The organism is Streptomyces sp. SID9727, from assembly GCF_010550605.1.
Lineage (GTDB): Bacteria > Actinomycetota > Actinomycetes > Streptomycetales > Streptomycetaceae > Streptomyces.
In genome coordinates this window covers 1-15187 of sequence record NZ_JAAGNI010000007.1, presented here as the reverse complement: position 1 = coordinate 15187, position 15187 = coordinate 1, and the positions used below count along the sequence as shown (strand labels likewise).

Here is a 15187-nt window from a genome sequence, read left to right as displayed (position 1 = left end):
CCCGCCTGCGACTCGCCCCGGCACCGGGGGCGTCAGCGGTCGAAGTCGAGCTCCACCTCCTCGGTGACCGGATGGGACTGGCAGGCCAGTACGTACCCCGCGTCCGTCTCCTCCGGCTCCAGGGCGTAGTTGCGGTCCATCCGCACCTCGCCGGAGACCAGGAACGCCCGGCAGGTGCCGCAGACGCCGCCCTTGCACGCGTACGGAGCGTCCGAGCGGCTGCGCAGCACCGTCTCCAGCAGGGACTCGCCCCCTTCCACCGGCCAGGTGCCGGACCGGCCGTCGAGCGTCGCCGTCAGGGTGCCGCCCACGGGCGTTTCGACCCGGGGCCCCGCAGGCGCGGCGGGAGTGTCCTCGACGTGGAAGATCTCCTGGTGGACGCGGGAGCGGTCCACGTCCAGCCCGTGCAGCGCGTCCTCGGCGGCCCGGACCAGACCCAGCGGCCCGCACAGGAACCAGCCGTCGATCTCCGCCACCGGCAGCAGCGCCGGCAGCAGTCCGGAGAGCCGTTCACCGTCCAGCCGGCCTGAGGGCAGACCCGCCTGCTGCTCCTCCCGGGACAGGGCGGTGACCAGCTGGAACCGGTCCGGATAGCGGTCCTTCAGATCGGCGACCTCGTCCAGGAACATCGTCGAGGCAGCCGTCCGGTCGCTGCGGACCAGGCAGAACGTGGCGTGCGGCTCCCGGGCGAGCAGGGTGGCCGCCATGGACAGCACCGGGGTGATGCCGCTTCCGCCGACGATCGCCGCGAACTGCCCGGCGCGCGGCGTCAGAACGAAGCGCCCCATCGGGGGCATCGCCTCGATCGTGTCCCCGACCAGCAGCTCCTTGAGCGCGTACGTGGAGAAAGCACCGCCGTCCACGAGGCGGATGCCCACCCGCAGCGCCGGGCCGGCCGAGGGCTCGGGGGCCGGTGCGCAGATCGAGTACGAGCGGCGGACCTCCTCGCCGTCCACGGTGTAGCGGACGTTGAGATGCTGGCCGGGCTTGTGCCGGAAGGTCTCGTGCAGGGCGGGCGGGACGGCGAGGGTGACGGCCACCGAATCGTCCGTGAGCCGCTCGATCCCGCTGACCCGGAGCGGATGGAACATCTACAACTCCTTGAAGTGGTCGAACGGCTCCTGGCAGGCGACGCAGCGACGGAGCGCCTTGCACGCCGTGGAGGAGAACCGGCTCAGCAGCTCCGTCTCGGTGGAGCCGCAGTGCGGGCAGCGCACGGACAGGGCCAGCGGCACCGGGCCGCCGGACGCGGAGTCGTGCGGCCGGGGCGGGGCTATGCCGAACTCCGCCAGCTTCCGGCGACCTTCGGCGCTGATGTCGTCCGTCGACCAGGCGGGCGACAGGATCGTCTCCACGGTCACCTCTGCCACGCCGTGGTCGTGCAGCACGCGCTCGATGTCCGCGGACATCGCCTCGATCGCCGGGCAGCCGGTGTACGTCGGGGTGAGCCTGACCGTGACATGGTCCGGGTCGTGCACCTCCACGCCCCGGACCACACCCAGGTCCTCCAGCGTCAGCACGGGCAGCTCCGGGTCGGGGACGGAGCCCGCGATACTCAGCAGCTCCTCCTCGACGGCGGTCCAGGTCACCATGACGCCCCCGGGTGGCTGCGGTGCAGGTGCTGCATCTCGGCGAGCATCCGGCCGAAGGTCTCCGTGTGGATGCCCTGCCGGCCCGCGCCCGCCGTCCAGGCGCCGGACTGCGGGCCCGTCGGCACGGTCAGGGCGGCCCGGCCGAGGAGGTCGGTGACGGCCTCCAGCCAGCGGCTGTGCAGCGCCTGCCAGTCGACGTCGACGCCTTCGACCGGCTGGAACAGCTCGCCGGTGAAGCGCCACAGCGCGTCCACCGCCCGCTGCATCCGCTCGTGGCTCTCGTCCGTTCCGTCCCCGAGGCGGAGCGTCCACTGCTCGGCGTGGTCCCGGTGGTAGGCGACCTCCTTGACCGCCTTGGCCGCGAGTCCCGCGAACGGTCCGTCTCCGGCCGCCAGTTGCTCGTACAGACCTTGCTGGTGGACCGAGAAGAAGAGCTGCCGGGCGATGGTGTGGGCGAAGTCGCCGTTCGGCTGTTCGACCAGCTGGACGTTGCGGAAGGCGCGCTCCTCGCGGAGGTAGGCCAGTTCGTCCTCGTCGCCCACGAGCGAGAGCAGCATCCGGGCCTGGCCCAGCAGGTCGAGGGCGATGTTGGCGAGGGCGACCTCCTCCTCCAGCACCGGGGCGTGGCCCGCCCACTCCCCCAGCCGGTGCGACAGCACCAGCGCGTCGTCGCCCAGGGCGAGGGCCGCGGTCACAGGTGCTTCACCCCGTCCGGGATCTCGTAGAAGGTGGGGTGCCGATAGGGCTTGTCACCGGCCGGTTCGAAGAACGAGTCCTTCTCGTCGGGCGAGGAGGCCGTGATCTGGGAGGAGGGCACGACCCACAGGGAGACCCCCTCGGACCGGCGGGTGTAGAGGTCGCGCGCGTTGCGCAGGGCCATTGCGGCGTCCGGCGCGTGGAGGCTGCCGGCGTGGGTGTGGGAGAGCCCGCGCCGCGAGCGGACGAACACCTCCCACAGCGGCCAGTCCGTCGAGCTGCTCATGCTGTCGCCTTTCCGTTCCGTACGGCCGGGTCCGCGCCGGGCGTGTGCTTGCGGGCGTATGCGGCAGCGGCTTCGCGGACCCAGGCGCCTTCCTCGTGCGCCCGGCGGCGCTGGGTGAGGCGCTGCTCGTTGCACGGCCCGTTGCCCTTCAGGACCTCCTGGAACTCGGTCCAGTCGATCGCGCCGAAGTCGTGCCTGCCGCGTTCCTCGTTCCACCGGAGGTCCGGGTCGGGGAGGGCCAGGCCGAGTGCCTCGGCCTGGGGGACGCAGATGTCCACGAACCGCTGCCGCAGTTCGTCGTTGGAGTGCCGCTTGATCTTCCAGGCCATCGACTGCGCCGAGTGGGCCGAGGCGTCGTCCGGCGGGCCGAACATCATCAGGGAGGGCCACCACCAGCGGTTCACCGCGTCCTGGGCCATCTCGTGCTGTGCGGCGGTGCCGTTGCTCAGCGCGAGGAGCAGTTCGTACCCCTGGCGCTGGTGGAACGACTCCTCCTTGCAGATGCGGACCATCGCGCGGGCGTAGGGGCCGTAGGAGCAGCGGCACAGGGGCACCTGGTTGGTGATCGCGGCCCCGTCCACGAGCCAGCCGATGGCGCCCACGTCCGCCCAGGTCAGCGTCGGGTAGTTGAAGATCGACGAATAGCGCTGCCGCCCCGCGTGGAGCTTGTCCAGCAGCTCCTCGCGGCCGGTGCCCAGGGTCTCGGCCGCGCTGTACAGATACAGGCCGTGGCCCGCCTCGTCCTGCACCTTGGCCATGAGGATCGCCTTGCGGCGCAGCGAGGGGGCCCGGGTGATCCAGTTGGCCTCCGGCTGCATGCCGATGATCTCGGAGTGGGCGTGCTGGGCCATCTGCCTGACCAGCGAGGCGCGGTACGCGTCGGGCATCCAGTCGCGCGGCTCGATGCGCTCGTCGGCCGCCACCGCCGCGTCGAAAGCCTCCTGGAGGGCCGGGTCGGGCCCCTCTTCGCCGCCTGCTGCCGTCTGCGCTGTCTGGCTCGCAGTCCCTGCCGCCATCCCGGACTCCCTACCGACCGATCGTTCGGTTCAACGTCTTCAATGGTGAGTCCGGGGCCCGTAGGGTGTCAACCCTGTGGATGACCGACGCGATCGGGGCGGGATGGATTCGGACGACGGCAGGGACTCCGGCGGCGGGGACGGACCCGTAACCGCCGTCGAGGTGCCGGCGGCGCCGGGCGGAATGGCCGGGCTCTCGTTTCCGTACCAGATCGTCGCCGCTGTGGCGCTCGCCGCCTTCGCGGTGCTCGCCTGCGTGCAGCTGGCCATGGTCTTCCTCTACGTCGCCCCCTCCAACACGCTGACCAAGCAGCACGGCGCGGCGGTGGACGAGTGGGTGTACCCCGAGTTCGAACAGAACTGGAAGCTCTTCGCGCCCAACCCGCTGCAGCAGAACGTGTCCGTCCAGGTGCGCACCGAGTCAGCCGGTCCCGACGGCCCCCGCACGTCGGCGTGGCGGGATCTCTCCGCCGAGGACGGCCGGGCGATACGCGGCAATCTGCTGCCCAGCCACGTCCAGCAGAACGAACTCCGCCGGGCCTGGGACTTCTACGTCGGATCGCACGACGACAAGAACCGGGCCAACGGCCTGCGCGGCACCCTGTCCGAGAAGTACGTCCGCCGCCTCGTGATGCTGCGTCTCGGCGGCCGGAACGACGGCGGGACCATCCTGCGCATACAGGTCAGGTCCGAGACACGGGCCGTCGCGGCGCCCGAGTGGAGTGACGAGAAGATCAGCACCGGCCCGTCCTACCGGGTCCTGCCCTGGTGGAAGGTCACCGCCGACGACCTGTCCGAGGAGGCGGGACAGTGAGCACGCCCCACCCGGCCCGCGGCCTCGCCGGCGCCATCCAGCGCGTCACGGCCTCGGCCCTCGGCCCCTACCAGACCGCCGTCATCCGTATCGGCTTCTCGGCCACCTTCCTGCTGTTCCTGCTCCGTGAGCTGCCCCACCGGCACGAGATGTACGGTCCGGACGCGCCCTGGCACTGGGACCTGGCGCGGCAGCTGATATCCGGGAACCAGGCGTTCACGGTCCTCATGTGGTCGGACAGCACGCTCTGGTTCGAGATCGTTTACGCGCTGGCGCTGCTCTCGTCCCTCCTGCTGATGCTGGGCTGGCACACCCGTGCCGTCTCCGTGGTCTTCATGGCCGGAGTGCTCTCGCTGCAGAACCGCAGCATCTTCATGGGCGACGGCGGCGACAACGTCATCCACCTGATGGCCATCTACCTAGTGCTGACCCGCTGCGGGCAGGTCTGGTCGCTGGACGCCCGGCGGGCGAGGCGCCGGGAATCCGCGGCGTGCGCCGGCCAGGAGGCCGGTGGGCGGCTGGCCCCCGGGGAGCCGGCCGGGATCGTGCTGTGGGTGGTGCTCGGGGCCTTCCTGGCGGGGGCCACGGGAGCGGGCGGTCTGGGCGGAACCATATGGCTGCCGCCCCTCCTGTGGTGCCTGTGGGTCGGCCAGGGCGCCTGGTGGGCCGTGAACCGGTACGCGCCACGCAACGAGCTCCGCACCCTTCTCGACGTCATCGCCAACCTCGCGCACAACGCCACTCTCGTCGTGATCATGGCCGAGGTCTGCCTGATCTACGCGACGGCCGGCTGGTACAAGATCCAGGGCTCGCGCTGGCAGGACGGGACCGCGCTGTACTACCCGCTCAAGCTGGAGTACTTCACGCCGTGGCCCGCCCTGTCGGACCTCCTGGCCTCCAGCGGCGTCATGGTCATGGTGCTGTCGTACGCCACGGTCATCGTGCAGGTGGCCTTCCCGTTCACCCTCTTCAACCGGCGCGTGAAGAACTTCCTGCTCGCCGCGATGATCTGTGAGCACGCGGGGATCGCGCTCCTGCTGGGGCTGCCGTTCTTCTCGATGGCCATGATCACCGCGGACGCCGTCTTCCTGCCGACCGCCTTTCTGGTGTGGCTCGGCGGGCGGGTGACCACCGGACATGAGCGGTTGTTCCGGCGGCGGGGGCGGGTGCCGGCGCCGCGTGCCACCGCCGACGGCCCGGAGGCACCGGAGCCCGGTGGGAACGGGAGCCATACCCTCGTCGGGTGAGCAGTGAGACCGGCAGTACCGAGGAGAACAGCGGCGACGGCGCGCCCGTGCCCGTGAGTGACGAGCCCGCGCAGTACGACGAGGGGTTCGGGACGGAGATCGGTGTCGGGCCGCATCCGCTGCCCTGGCCCGAGGACGAGCGGTACGACCCCGAGCTGCTGGCCGGTGGCGACCGGCGCAACGTGGGCGACGGGTACCGGTACTGGACCCGTGAGGCGATCGTCGCCGACCTCGATCTGCGCCGCCACGATTTCCACGTGGCCGTGGAGAACTGGGGCCACGACTTCAACATCGGGTCCGTCGTGCGGACCGCGAACGCGTTTCTGGCCAAGGAGGTGCACATCGTCGGGCGGCGGCGCTGGAACCGGCGCGGGGCGATGGTCACCGACCGCTACCAGCATGTGCGGCACCACCCCGACACCGAGAGTCTGACCGCCTGGGCGGCGGCCGAGGGCCTGCCGATCATCGGAATCGACAACCTGCCGGGGGCGGTGCCGCTGGAGCGGACGGTGCTGCCTCGGCGGTGCGTCCTCCTGTTCGGGCAGGAGGGGCCCGGGTTGACGGAGGAGGCTCGGCGGTGTGCGGAGATGGTGTGCTCCATCGCGCAGTTCGGGTCTACGCGGTCGATCAATGCGGGGGCGGCCGCCGCCATCGCCATGCATGCTTGGGTGGGTCGGTATGCGGTGATTCCTGGGTGAGGTGGGGGCGGGGCGGGGCGAAGCGCCTGCGGCGTGCCTTGTCTCCTACGCAGCCCCACGCTCTCAACTTCGTTCGAGCAGGGGAGACCCCACTCTTCCCGAAACCGGGGCTCCGCCCCGGACCCCGCGCCTCACACGCCGGCGGGGCTGGGATGCATGCGGGCGAGGCTGGGATGCACACGGGCGAGGAGTTGGGACTCACGCCGGCGCGGAGCTGGGATCCGCGCCGGCGAGGCCGGGATGCACGTCGGTAAAGCTGGGATCCACGCCGGCGAGGCTGGGCTTCCCGGGCGGTTTCAGTTCTGGCGTCGTACCTCGATCGTGCGGAAGCGGTTGGAGACGAAAGCGCCGTCGCAGAGGGCCGCGTTGGCCGCGGGGTTGCCGCCTGAGCCGTGGTAGTCGGAGAAGGCCGCCGTCTGGTTGACGTACACGCCGCCGGTGAGGTTCAGGGAGAGCTGGGCGGACTCGTCCAGGCAGACGTCCTCCACCGCGCGCTCCACCTCCGGGGACGTCGTGTACGCGCCGACCGTCATCGCGCCCTTCTCGCGGATCGTGCGGCGCAGCAGCTCCAGGGCGTCCGCCGTCGAGTCGACCGCGACCGCGAAGGAGACCGGGCCGAAGCACTCCGAGAGGTAGGGGGCCTCGCCGTCCGTCTTGGCTGCGTCGAGCTTGACGATCAGGGGGGTGCGGACGGTCGCGTCCGGGAAGTCCGGGTTGGCCACCTCGCGGGACGGGAGGGCGACCTCGCCCAGGTGGGCCGCCGACTCCAGGCGGGCCTTCACCTCCGGGTTGACCAGGGCACCCAGCAGGCCGTTGGCCCTGGCGTCGTCGCCCAGGAGGCCGGTGACGGCGGCGGCGATGTCGCCGACCACGTCGTCGTACGACTTGTCTCCGGCGTCCGTGGTGATGCCGGAGCGCGGGATGAGCACGTTCTGCGGGGTGGTGCACATCTGGCCGCTGTACAGGGAGAACGAGAACGCCAGGTTGGCGAGCATGCCGCGGTAGTCGTCGGTGGAGTCCACGACGACCGTGTTGACGCCGGCCTTCTCCGTGTAGACCTGGGCCTGGCGGGCGTGGGTCTCCAGCCAGTCGCCGAACTCCGTGGAGCCCGTGTAGTCGATGATCTTGACCTCGGGGCGGACCGCCAGCGTCTTGGCGATGCCCTCGCCCGGGCGCTCGGCGGCCAGGGCGACGAGGTTGGGGTCGAAGCCGGCCTCGGCGAGCACCTCGCGTGCCAGGTGGACCGTGAGGGCCAGCGGGAGCACCGCCCGGGGGTGGGGCTTGACCAGGACCGGGTTGCCCGTGGCGAGGGAGGCGAAGAGGCCCGGGTAGCCGTTCCAGGTGGGGAAGGTGTTGCAGCCGATCAGCAGCGAGATCCCGCGGCCCGCCGGGATGAACGTCTTGTGCAGCGCGAGCGGATCGCGCTTGCCCTGCGGCTTCGACCAGTCGGCCGTCCGGGGCGCGCGGAGCTGCTCCTCGTAGGCGTAGGCGACGGCTTCGAGGCCGCGGTCCTGAGCGTGCGGACCACCGGCCTGGAACGCCATCATGAACGCCTGGCCGCTGGTGTGCATCACGGCGTGGGCGAACTCATGGGTGCGGGCGCTGATCCGCGCCAGGATCTCCAGGCAGACCAGGGCCCTGGTCTCGGGGCCCGCATCGCGCCAGGCGGGCATGCCCGCGCGCATGGCCGGAAGCAGCACGTCCAGGTCCGCGTGCGGGTACTCGACGCCGAGCTCGGGGCCGTACGGAGAGACCTCCCCGCCCGTCCAGCCGTCGGTGCCCGGCTGCCCCAGGTCGAGCCGGCCGCGCAGCACGGCGTCGAAGGCGGCCTTGCCCTCGGCGGCACCGAGGCTTCCGGGAGCGCCGCCCTCTCCGTACGCCTTCGGGTGTTCGGGATGCGGGGACCAGTAGTCACGCGTGCGGATCGCTTCGAGGGCCCGGTCCAGCGTGGGGCGGTGCTTCTCGGACAGCAGGTGCGGGGAGAGCTCGGCGGCCATGACGGACCAACTCCTCATCGAGCTGGGCAGGGACGGGCGGACAGAGTTAGAGTAACCGAACGATCGGTCGGGACAAGGGGGCCCACGAAACCTGTGGACAACTCGTAGGGGAGGATCGCGGACATGACCACGGCCAAGCGGGACACGTACACACCGGAGACTCTGCTGACCGTCGCCGTCCGTGTGTTCAACGAGCGTGGCTACGACGGCACGTCCATGGAGCACCTGTCCAAGGCGGCCGGAATCTCCAAGTCGTCCATCTACCACCACGTCGTCGGCAAGGAGGAGCTGCTGCGCCGAGCGGTCAGCCGGGCTCTCGACGGGCTGTTCGGGATTCTCGACGAATCGGGGGCGACGCGGGGCCGCGCCGTCGAGCGGGTCGAGTACGTCACCCGTCGTACCGTCGATGTGCTGATAGCCGAACTCCCCTACGTCACCCTGCTGCTGCGGGTACGGGGCAACACGAAGACCGAGCGCTGGGCCCTGGAGCGGCGGCGGGAGTTCGACCAGCGGGTCGCCGAACTGCTTAAGGCGGCCGTCGCGGACGGCGATCTCCGCTCCGACGTGGACATACGGCTCGCGACGCGGCTGCTGTTCGGGATGGTGAACTCGCTCGTGGAGTGGTACCGGCCGCTGCCCGACGGGGGCGCGGACGGGGACCGCCTCGCCGACACGGTGGTGCGGCTGGCCTTCGACGGCATGAAGGCCGGTCCGGAACGCCGTTGACTACGGCATGGGCCCGGACGACCATCGCGCCAATGACCGCTGTGCTCCGGGTGCCCGGACTCCTCTGTGCCGCCGTCGCGCTGCTGCTGACGGCCTCGCTGGCGGGCTGTTCGTCGGACGGCGGGGGCGGCAAGGACGACGACGGCGGTGGCGTATCGGCAGAGAAGCCGGACGACTTCGGCTGTCTGACGCCGGAGGAGGCCGAGCGGGCGTCGATCACCTTCCCCAGCGAGGACGGCTCCGAAACCGGTGCGTACGCGCCGCGCGGAGGGTCGGGCGCCGGGATCGTGCTCGCTCACCAGTCCGACGGCACGGCCTGCCAGTGGAAGGACAAGGCCGACGAGCTGAACAAGGCCGGCTACCGCGTGCTCGCGGTCAACTCGACCGGGCCGGAGGTTGCCGAGATCATCGGTGCCGCGAGTTATCTGCGGGACAAGAATGCCAAGAAGCTCCTGCTCATGGGCGCCTCCAAGGGCGGTACCGCGGTGCTCGCCGCGGCGCCCCGGCTGAGCCCGCAGCCCGACGCCGTCGTCGCGCTCTCCGCCCCGGAGCAGTACTCCACCATGAACGCCGCGGGGGCCGTGCCCGAACTGACCTCGCCCGTGCTGTACATGGTCGGAGAACTGGACGGCGACTTCGGCGCCGGGGTGAAGGAGATGAACAAGAAGAGCGTGAGGTCGTCCGAGCACAGGCTGGTCTACGTGCGGGACGAGAGTGCTCACGGGGTGGCACTGCTCTACGACGACGCGCGCTGGGCCACCGTGCGCGACTTCCTCGCGAAGTACGGGTCCTGACCTGCTCGTATCCGCTCAGACGAGCTCCGTGGGGCGGTCCGGGCCGGGGTCCAGGTCCGTTTCCTCGAACACCAGCAGCGTCCGTGTGGAGAGCACTTCCGGGATGGCCTGGATGCGGGTCAGCACCAGCTCGCGCAGCGTCCGGTTGTCCGGCGTGTGCACCAGGAGCAGAACATCGAAGTCGCCGCTGACCAGCGCGATGTGGGTGGCTCCCGGCAACGCCTGGAGCTGCTCGCGGACCGTCCGCCAGGAATTCTGGACGATCTTGAGCGTGATGTACGCGGAGGCGCCCTGCCCCGCCCGCTCGTGGTTCACCCGCGCGCCGAAGCCCCGGATCACGCCGTCCTCGATGAGCCGGTTGATCCGGGCGTACGCGTTCGCGCGCGATACGTGGACGCGGTCGGCCACGGACCGTATCGAGGCGCGTCCGTCCGTCTGGAGCAGTCGCAGGATGGCGTGGTCGACGGAATCGAGCGGGCGTGCCGGTGGATCCTGGCCCGGCCCCTCGGCCCCGTCGGCCATTTGTTCAGCTGTCATGCTCCCGCGCCTCCCCGTCCTGGACGACCTGCTTCCATCCCAGGCTGTGGATAACCGTTTGTCCACAGGCTGGCGGTGCCTGTAGCCAAAATGCGCTCGCGACCGAACAATCGGTAGGTGAGGCACGCCACACCTGCGCCTCACATCGTTTTCGATATATCACCCTATGTCGACACCCCTCGATGCTCGGAGGTGCCTGTCATGACGGTCCAAGAGCTGCCCGGTGCGGCCGCCTACCGGCCCACGCCGCCCCCGGCCTGGAAGCCGCTGACCGATCCCGCGCCGCTGCTTCCGGACCCGGAGCCGTACCGGGTCCTCGGTACGGACGCGGTGGCCGACGCCGACACCGAGCTGCTGCTGCGGCTCTACACGGAGCTGGTGCGCGGGCGGCGGTACAACACCCAGGCGACGGCCCTGACGAAGCAGGGCCGGCTGGCGGTCTACCCGTCGAGCACGGGCCAGGAGGCGTGCGAGGTCGCCGCCGCCCTGGTCCTGGAGGAGCGGGACTGGCTGTTCCCCAGCTACCGCGACACGCTCGCGGCGGTGGCCCGGGGCCTCGACCCGGTCGAGGCGCTGACGCTCCTGCGCGGCGACCGGCACACCGGCTACGACCCGCGCGCACACCGCGTCGCCCCGTTGTGCACCCCGCTCGCCACCCAGTTGCCGCACGCCGTGGGGCTGGCCCACGCGGCGCGCCTGAAGGGTGACGACGTGGTCGCGCTGGCGATGGTCGGCGACGGCGGCACCAGTGAGGGCGATTTCCACGAGGCGCTGAACTTCGCGGCGGTCTGGAAGGCCCCGGTGGTCTTCCTCGTGCAGAACAACGGCTTCGCCATCTCCGTGCCCCTGGCCAAGCAGACGGCGGCGCCGTCCCTGGCCCACAAGGCCGTGGGGTACGGCATGCCCGGCCGGCTGGTCGACGGCAACGACGCGGCGGCGGTGCACCAGGTGCTCTCCGAGGCGGTCGCCCGGGCCAGGAGCGGCGGCGGTCCGACGCTGGTCGAGGCGGTCACGTACCGCATGGACGCCCATACGAACGCCGACGACGCGACCCGCTACCGCGTCGACAGCGACGTCGAGGCGTGGCGGGACCACGATCCCGTCCAGCTCATGGAACGCGAGCTGACCGGGCGCGGCCTGCTCGACGAGGAGGGGGTGGAAGAGGCACGGGCGGCCGCCGAGCGGATGGCCGCGGCGCTGCGGGAGCGGATGAACGCGGACCCGGTGCTCGACCCGATGGACCTCTTCAGCCATGTGTACGCGGAGCAGACGGCGCAGTTGCGGGAGCAGGCTGCCCGGCTGCGGCAGGAGCTGGCCGCGGAGAACGACCAGCACGGCACGGAAGACGGGGGAGCGGCGCGATGACCACGGCAGCGGCGACGGCCGGGGAGCGGACGGCGAAGGCCAAGCCCGCCACGATGGCGCAGGCGCTGGGACGCGCCCTGCGTGACTCGATGGCCGAGGACCCCACGGTGCACGTCCTCGGGGAGGACGTCGGGACGCTCGGCGGGGTCTTCCGGATCACCGACGGTCTGGCGAAGGAGTTCGGCGACGAGCGCTGTACGGACACCCCGCTCGCCGAGGCGGGCATCCTGGGGGCGGCGGTCGGCATGGCGATGTACGGGCTGCGGCCCGTGGTCGAGATGCAGTTCGACGCGTTCGCGTACCCGGCGTTCGAGCAGCTCCTCAGCCATGTCGCCAAGATGCGGAACCGGACGGGGGGCGCGATGCCGCTCCCGATCACCGTCCGGGTGCCCTACGGCGGCGGCATCGGAGGCGTCGAGCACCACAGCGACTCCTCGGAGGCGTACTACATGGCGACCCCCGGCCTCCACGTCGTCACCCCGGCCACGGTCGAGGACGCGTACGGGTTGCTGCGGGCCTCGATCGCGTCGGACGACCCGGTGGTCTTCCTGGAGCCGAAGCGGCTGTACTGGTCGAAGGCGGACTGGTCGCCGGAGCACCCCACGGCCGTGGAGCCCATCGGCCGGGCCGTCGTGCGCCGCCCGGGCCGCAGCGCGACCCTGATCACGTACGGGCCGTCCCTGCCCGTCTGCATGGAGGCCGCGCAGGCGGCGGTCGAGGAGGGCTGGGACCTCGAAGTGGTCGACCTGCGCTCGCTGGTGCCGTTCGACGACGAGACCGTCGCCGCCTCGGTCCGCCGGACCGGGCGCGCGGTCGTCGTCCACGAGGCCACCGGCTTCGGCGGGCCCGGCGGCGAGATCGCGGCCCGGATCACCGAGCAGTGCTTCCACCACTTGGAGGCGCCGGTGCTGCGGGTCACCGGCTTCGACATCCCCTATCCGCCGCCGATGCAGGAGCGGCACCACCTTCCCGGTGTGGACCGGGTGCTCGACGCCGTCGCGCGGCTCCAGTGGGAGGCGGACAACTGATGCCCCAGGTTCTTGAGTTCAGGCTTCCGGATCTCGGTGAGGGGCTGACCGAGGCCGAGATCGTGCGCTGGCTGGTGGAGGTCGGGGACGTCGTCGCCATCGACCAGCCGGTGGTCGAGGTCGAGACGGCCAAGGCGATGGTGGAGGTGCCCTGCCCGTACGGGGGCGTGGTGACCGCCCGCTTCGGCGACGAGGGCGCCGAACTCCCGGTGGGCGCACCGCTGCTGACCGTGGCCGTCGGATCGGCCGTGGAATCCGCCGGGGGCGGTGCGGAAGCGGATTCCGGTACGGAGGATTCCGGGTCCGGGAACGTGCTGGTGGGGTACGGGACGGGGGCGCCGCCCGGGCGGCGCCGACGGGTCCGGCCGGAGGGGCTGAAGGCTCCGGTCGCCGTGTCCGTGGCGCCCGTCGAGGCCCCTGCGCCTGCCCCTGCCTCCGTCGCCGACCCCGCGCCGGGGCCGGTCGCGGTCGTGTCGCCGCTGGTCCGCAGGCTCGCGCGCCAGCACGACCTGGATCTGCGCGGGCTCGCCGGATCGGGTCCCGACGGGCTGATCCTGCGCGCCGATGTCGAGTCCGCGATCCGGTCGGCCGCCGAGGCGCCCGCTCCGCAGGCCGCCGCGTCCTCCGCGCCCGCCGGTGAGCGGGTCGCGCTGCGCGGTGTGCGGGGAGCGGTCGCCGACAAGCTGGCCCGCAGCCGGCGGGAGATCCCCGACGCCACCTGCTGGGTCGACGCCGACGCGACCGAGCTGATGGCCGCGCGCGCCGCGATGAATGGTGCCGCCGGTGCGCCCAAGGTGTCGGTGCTCGCGCTCCTCGCCCGCATCTGCACGGCGGCCCTGGCGCGATATCCGGAGCTGAACTCCACGGTGGACCAGGAGGCGCGCGAGATCGTCCGGCTGCCGCAGGTCCACCTCGGCTTCGCGGCGCAGACCGACCGGGGCCTCGTCGTCCCCGTCGTACGGGACGCCCACGCCCGCACCACGGAGTCGATCGGTGCCGAGATCGCCCGGCTGACCGAGGCGGCCCGAGCGGGCTCGCTGACACCGGCCGAGCTGACCGGCGGCACGTTCACGCTCAACAACTACGGGGTCTTCGGGGTCGACGGCTCGACGCCGATCATCAACCACCCCGAGGCCGCGATGCTGGGCGTCGGCCGGATCGTCCCCAAGCCGTGGGTGCACGAGGGCGAGCTCGCCGTGCGCCAGGTCGTCCAGCTGTCCCTGACCTTCGATCACCGGGTCTGCGACGGCGGCACCGCCGGGGGCTTCCTGCGGTACGTGGCGGACTGCGTGGAGCGGCCGGCGCTGCTGCTACGGAGCGTGTAGGGGACGTAGGGGCCGCTGGGGCCTCCTGCCCATGTCGGCCCGGCGCGTCCGGAGGGGCGACCGGGCCCGCATACTCGGGGCATGACCGCCTACGACGCCATCGTTCTCGCCGGAGGGGCCGCCGAGCGGCTGGGCGGTGCCGACAAGCCCGCTGTGCGGGTGGGCGGTCGTCCGCTCCTCGACCGGGTCCTCGCGGCCTGCCCCGGCGCCGGGACCACCGTGGTCGTGGGGGGCCGGCGGCCCACCGCGCGTGCGGTTACCTGGGCGCGTGAAGTCCCGCCCGGCGGAGGCCCCTTGGCAGCGCTGGGCGCCGGGATCCGGCACACCTCGGCGGATCGGGTGCTCGTGCTCTCCGCCGATCTGCCGTTCCTGGGCGCCGATACGGTCGCGGCCCTGGTGGCCGCCTCGGAACGGGAGGGCGTCGAGGGCGCCCTGTGCTCCGACCAGGACGGGCGCGACCAGCCGCTCGTCGCCGTGTACCGGGGCGAGCCGCTCCGCCGCGAACTGGCCCTCCTCGCCGCCGAGCACGGAGGACTGGGCGGGCTGCCGCTGAGGCTGCTCACGCGGGAGCTGACGCTGTGCCGGGTGGCGGCGGACCCCCTCGCCTCGTTCGACTGCGACACCTGGGAGGACATCGCTTCGGCCCGGGCCCGGATCAGAGAACATGGGACGGTGCTGGACGAATGGATCACCGCAGTCAAGGAAGAACTCGGCATCGACCTCGACGTCGACACCGGCCTCCTGCTCGACCTCGCCCGTGACGCCGCCCATGGCGTCGCCCGGCCCGCCGCGCCGTTGACGACCTTCCTGGTCGGCTATGCGGCGGGAAAGGCGGCCGGCGACGGCGGAGGGCCCGAGGCAGTGGCGGAGGCCGCCCGCAAGGCGGCCGCGCTCGCGCTCCGGTGGGCGGACGAGAACGAGACGCCGTGACCCGGCGCGGGGGCGCCGGAGGCGCCGGTGCACCGGAAGACCCCTGCGGCGTCGGGTGCTCCGGGGGGCCCGGGGAGCCCGCGGACTCCGGCGCCTCCGGCGCGGATGCCGTTCGCGCGGATGCCGTTCGCGCGGA

General features: G+C 71.9%; 16 protein-coding genes. 9 read left to right on the top strand and 7 right to left on the bottom strand.

Going from position 1 to position 15187, the window contains the following annotated elements; genetic code table 11:
• Positions 1 to 32 precede the first annotated feature (32 nt).
• From G3I41_RS00645 to paaA, 5 genes are read right to left on the bottom strand one after another with little or no spacing between them, the layout of a single operon-like run.
• Positions 33 to 1091, bottom strand: coding sequence for a 2Fe-2S iron-sulfur cluster-binding protein (locus G3I41_RS00645; protein WP_164398326.1), 1059 nt, complete (start codon positions 1089 to 1091; stop codon positions 33 to 35).
• Positions 1092 to 1592 carry a 1,2-phenylacetyl-CoA epoxidase subunit PaaD gene (paaD, locus tag G3I41_RS00640; protein ID WP_164398325.1) on the bottom strand — a complete coding sequence of 167 codons (501 nt, stop codon included), beginning with the start codon at positions 1590 to 1592 and terminating at the stop codon, positions 1092 to 1094.
• Positions 1586 to 2287: a 1,2-phenylacetyl-CoA epoxidase subunit PaaC gene (gene paaC / locus G3I41_RS00635; RefSeq protein ID WP_164398324.1), complete on the bottom strand. Its 702-nt coding sequence runs from the start codon at positions 2285 to 2287 to the stop codon at positions 1586 to 1588. Before paaC ends, paaD begins: the two co-directional genes overlap by 7 nt.
• Complete coding sequence (paaB, locus tag G3I41_RS00630; protein WP_164398323.1) at positions 2284 to 2574, bottom strand: 1,2-phenylacetyl-CoA epoxidase subunit PaaB; 291 nt, start codon at positions 2572 to 2574, stop codon at positions 2284 to 2286. The genes paaC and paaB overlap by 4 nt, the downstream gene beginning before the upstream one ends.
• Positions 2571 to 3590 carry a 1,2-phenylacetyl-CoA epoxidase subunit PaaA gene (gene paaA, locus G3I41_RS00625; RefSeq protein ID WP_164398322.1) on the bottom strand — a complete coding sequence of 340 codons (1020 nt, stop codon included), beginning with the start codon at positions 3588 to 3590 and terminating at the stop codon, positions 2571 to 2573. Before paaA ends, paaB begins: the two co-directional genes overlap by 4 nt.
• 103 nt (positions 3591 to 3693) lie before the next feature.
• Between paaA and G3I41_RS00620 the strand changes: the two genes are divergently transcribed.
• From G3I41_RS00620 to G3I41_RS00610, 3 genes are read left to right on the top strand one after another with little or no spacing between them, the layout of a single operon-like run.
• Positions 3694 to 4404: a DUF5819 family protein gene (locus G3I41_RS00620; protein WP_164398321.1), complete on the top strand. Its 711-nt coding sequence runs from the start codon at positions 3694 to 3696 to the stop codon at positions 4402 to 4404.
• Positions 4401 to 5651, top strand: a complete 1251-nt coding sequence (locus G3I41_RS00615; protein WP_164398320.1) for an HTTM domain-containing protein — start codon at positions 4401 to 4403, stop codon at positions 5649 to 5651. The genes G3I41_RS00620 and G3I41_RS00615 overlap by 4 nt, the downstream gene beginning before the upstream one ends.
• Positions 5648 to 6349 carry a TrmH family RNA methyltransferase gene (locus tag G3I41_RS00610; protein ID WP_164398319.1) on the top strand — a complete coding sequence of 234 codons (702 nt, stop codon included), beginning with the start codon at positions 5648 to 5650 and terminating at the stop codon, positions 6347 to 6349. Before G3I41_RS00615 ends, G3I41_RS00610 begins: the two co-directional genes overlap by 4 nt.
• Before the next feature lie 296 nt (positions 6350 to 6645).
• On the opposite strand, the gene paaN is transcribed toward G3I41_RS00610, so the two are convergent.
• Complete coding sequence (gene paaN / locus G3I41_RS00605) at positions 6646 to 8346, bottom strand: phenylacetic acid degradation protein PaaN (protein WP_164398318.1); 1701 nt, start codon at positions 8344 to 8346, stop codon at positions 6646 to 6648.
• A gap of 123 nt (positions 8347 to 8469) precedes the next feature.
• Here paaN and G3I41_RS00600 point away from each other — a divergent pair, with 123 nt between their 5' ends.
• Together G3I41_RS00600 and G3I41_RS00595 are read left to right on the top strand one after the other, a co-directional pair.
• Positions 8470 to 9072 (top strand): TetR/AcrR family transcriptional regulator, encoded by a 603-nt coding sequence (locus tag G3I41_RS00600; RefSeq protein ID WP_164398317.1) that lies wholly within the window; start codon positions 8470 to 8472, stop codon positions 9070 to 9072.
• Between the two features lie 32 nt (positions 9073 to 9104).
• On the top strand, positions 9105 to 9866 hold the full coding sequence (locus tag G3I41_RS00595; protein WP_164398316.1) for a hypothetical protein: 762 nt from the start codon (positions 9105 to 9107) through the stop codon (positions 9864 to 9866).
• Positions 9867 to 9881: 15 nt separating this feature from the next.
• Here G3I41_RS00595 and G3I41_RS00590 read toward each other — a convergent pair whose 3' ends face one another.
• Entirely contained in the window at positions 9882 to 10403 is a 522-nt protein-coding gene (locus G3I41_RS00590; RefSeq protein WP_239081426.1) for an Lrp/AsnC family transcriptional regulator, read from the bottom strand.
• Positions 10404 to 10604: 201 nt separating this feature from the next.
• Here G3I41_RS00590 and pdhA point away from each other — a divergent pair, with 201 nt between their 5' ends.
• The 4 genes from pdhA to G3I41_RS00570 all read left to right on the top strand — a co-directional run bounded on the left by pdhA (position 10605) and on the right by G3I41_RS00570 (position 15051).
• On the top strand, positions 10605 to 11768 hold the full coding sequence (gene pdhA, locus G3I41_RS00585) for a pyruvate dehydrogenase (acetyl-transferring) E1 component subunit alpha (protein WP_164398315.1): 1164 nt from the start codon (positions 10605 to 10607) through the stop codon (positions 11766 to 11768).
• On the top strand, positions 11765 to 12796 hold the full coding sequence (locus tag G3I41_RS00580; RefSeq protein WP_164398314.1) for an alpha-ketoacid dehydrogenase subunit beta: 1032 nt from the start codon (positions 11765 to 11767) through the stop codon (positions 12794 to 12796). The genes pdhA and G3I41_RS00580 overlap by 4 nt, the downstream gene beginning before the upstream one ends.
• Entirely contained in the window at positions 12796 to 14121 is a 1326-nt protein-coding gene (locus tag G3I41_RS00575) for a dihydrolipoamide acetyltransferase family protein (protein ID WP_164398313.1), read from the top strand. The genes G3I41_RS00580 and G3I41_RS00575 overlap by 1 nt, the downstream gene beginning before the upstream one ends.
• An 81-nt stretch (positions 14122 to 14202) precedes the next feature.
• Positions 14203 to 15051, top strand: coding sequence for an NTP transferase domain-containing protein (locus G3I41_RS00570; RefSeq protein ID WP_164398312.1), 849 nt, complete (start codon positions 14203 to 14205; stop codon positions 15049 to 15051).
• Positions 15052 to 15187: the final 136 nt, after the last annotated feature.

Bases quoted from the DNA above. Each gene is read 5' to 3' on its own strand.
- G3I41_RS00595 (WP_164398316.1), top strand. From the start codon at position 9,105: ATGACCGCTGTGCTCCGGGTGCCCGGACTCCTCTGTGCCGCCGTCGCG.
- G3I41_RS00600 (WP_164398317.1), top strand. From the start codon at position 8,470: ATGACCACGGCCAAGCGGGACACGTACACACCGGAGACTCTGCTGACC.
- paaN (WP_164398318.1), bottom strand. From the start codon at position 8,346: ATGGCCGCCGAGCTCTCCCCGCACCTGCTGTCCGAGAAGCACCGCCCC.
- G3I41_RS00580 (WP_164398314.1), top strand. From the start codon at position 11,765: ATGACCACGGCAGCGGCGACGGCCGGGGAGCGGACGGCGAAGGCCAAG.
- paaD (WP_164398325.1), bottom strand. From the start codon at position 1,592: ATGGTGACCTGGACCGCCGTCGAGGAGGAGCTGCTGAGTATCGCGGGC.
- G3I41_RS00645 (WP_164398326.1), bottom strand. From the start codon at position 1,091: ATGTTCCATCCGCTCCGGGTCAGCGGGATCGAGCGGCTCACGGACGAT.
- pdhA (WP_164398315.1), top strand. From the start codon at position 10,605: ATGACGGTCCAAGAGCTGCCCGGTGCGGCCGCCTACCGGCCCACGCCG.
- G3I41_RS00575 (WP_164398313.1), top strand. From the start codon at position 12,796: ATGCCCCAGGTTCTTGAGTTCAGGCTTCCGGATCTCGGTGAGGGGCTG.
- paaB (WP_164398323.1), bottom strand. From the start codon at position 2,574: ATGAGCAGCTCGACGGACTGGCCGCTGTGGGAGGTGTTCGTCCGCTCG.
- G3I41_RS00620 (WP_164398321.1), top strand. From the start codon at position 3,694: ATGGATTCGGACGACGGCAGGGACTCCGGCGGCGGGGACGGACCCGTA.
- paaA (WP_164398322.1), bottom strand. From the start codon at position 3,590: ATGGCGGCAGGGACTGCGAGCCAGACAGCGCAGACGGCAGCAGGCGGC.
- G3I41_RS00590 (WP_239081426.1), bottom strand. From the start codon at position 10,403: ATGACAGCTGAACAAATGGCCGACGGGGCCGAGGGGCCGGGCCAGGAT.
- G3I41_RS00570 (WP_164398312.1), top strand. From the start codon at position 14,203: ATGACCGCCTACGACGCCATCGTTCTCGCCGGAGGGGCCGCCGAGCGG.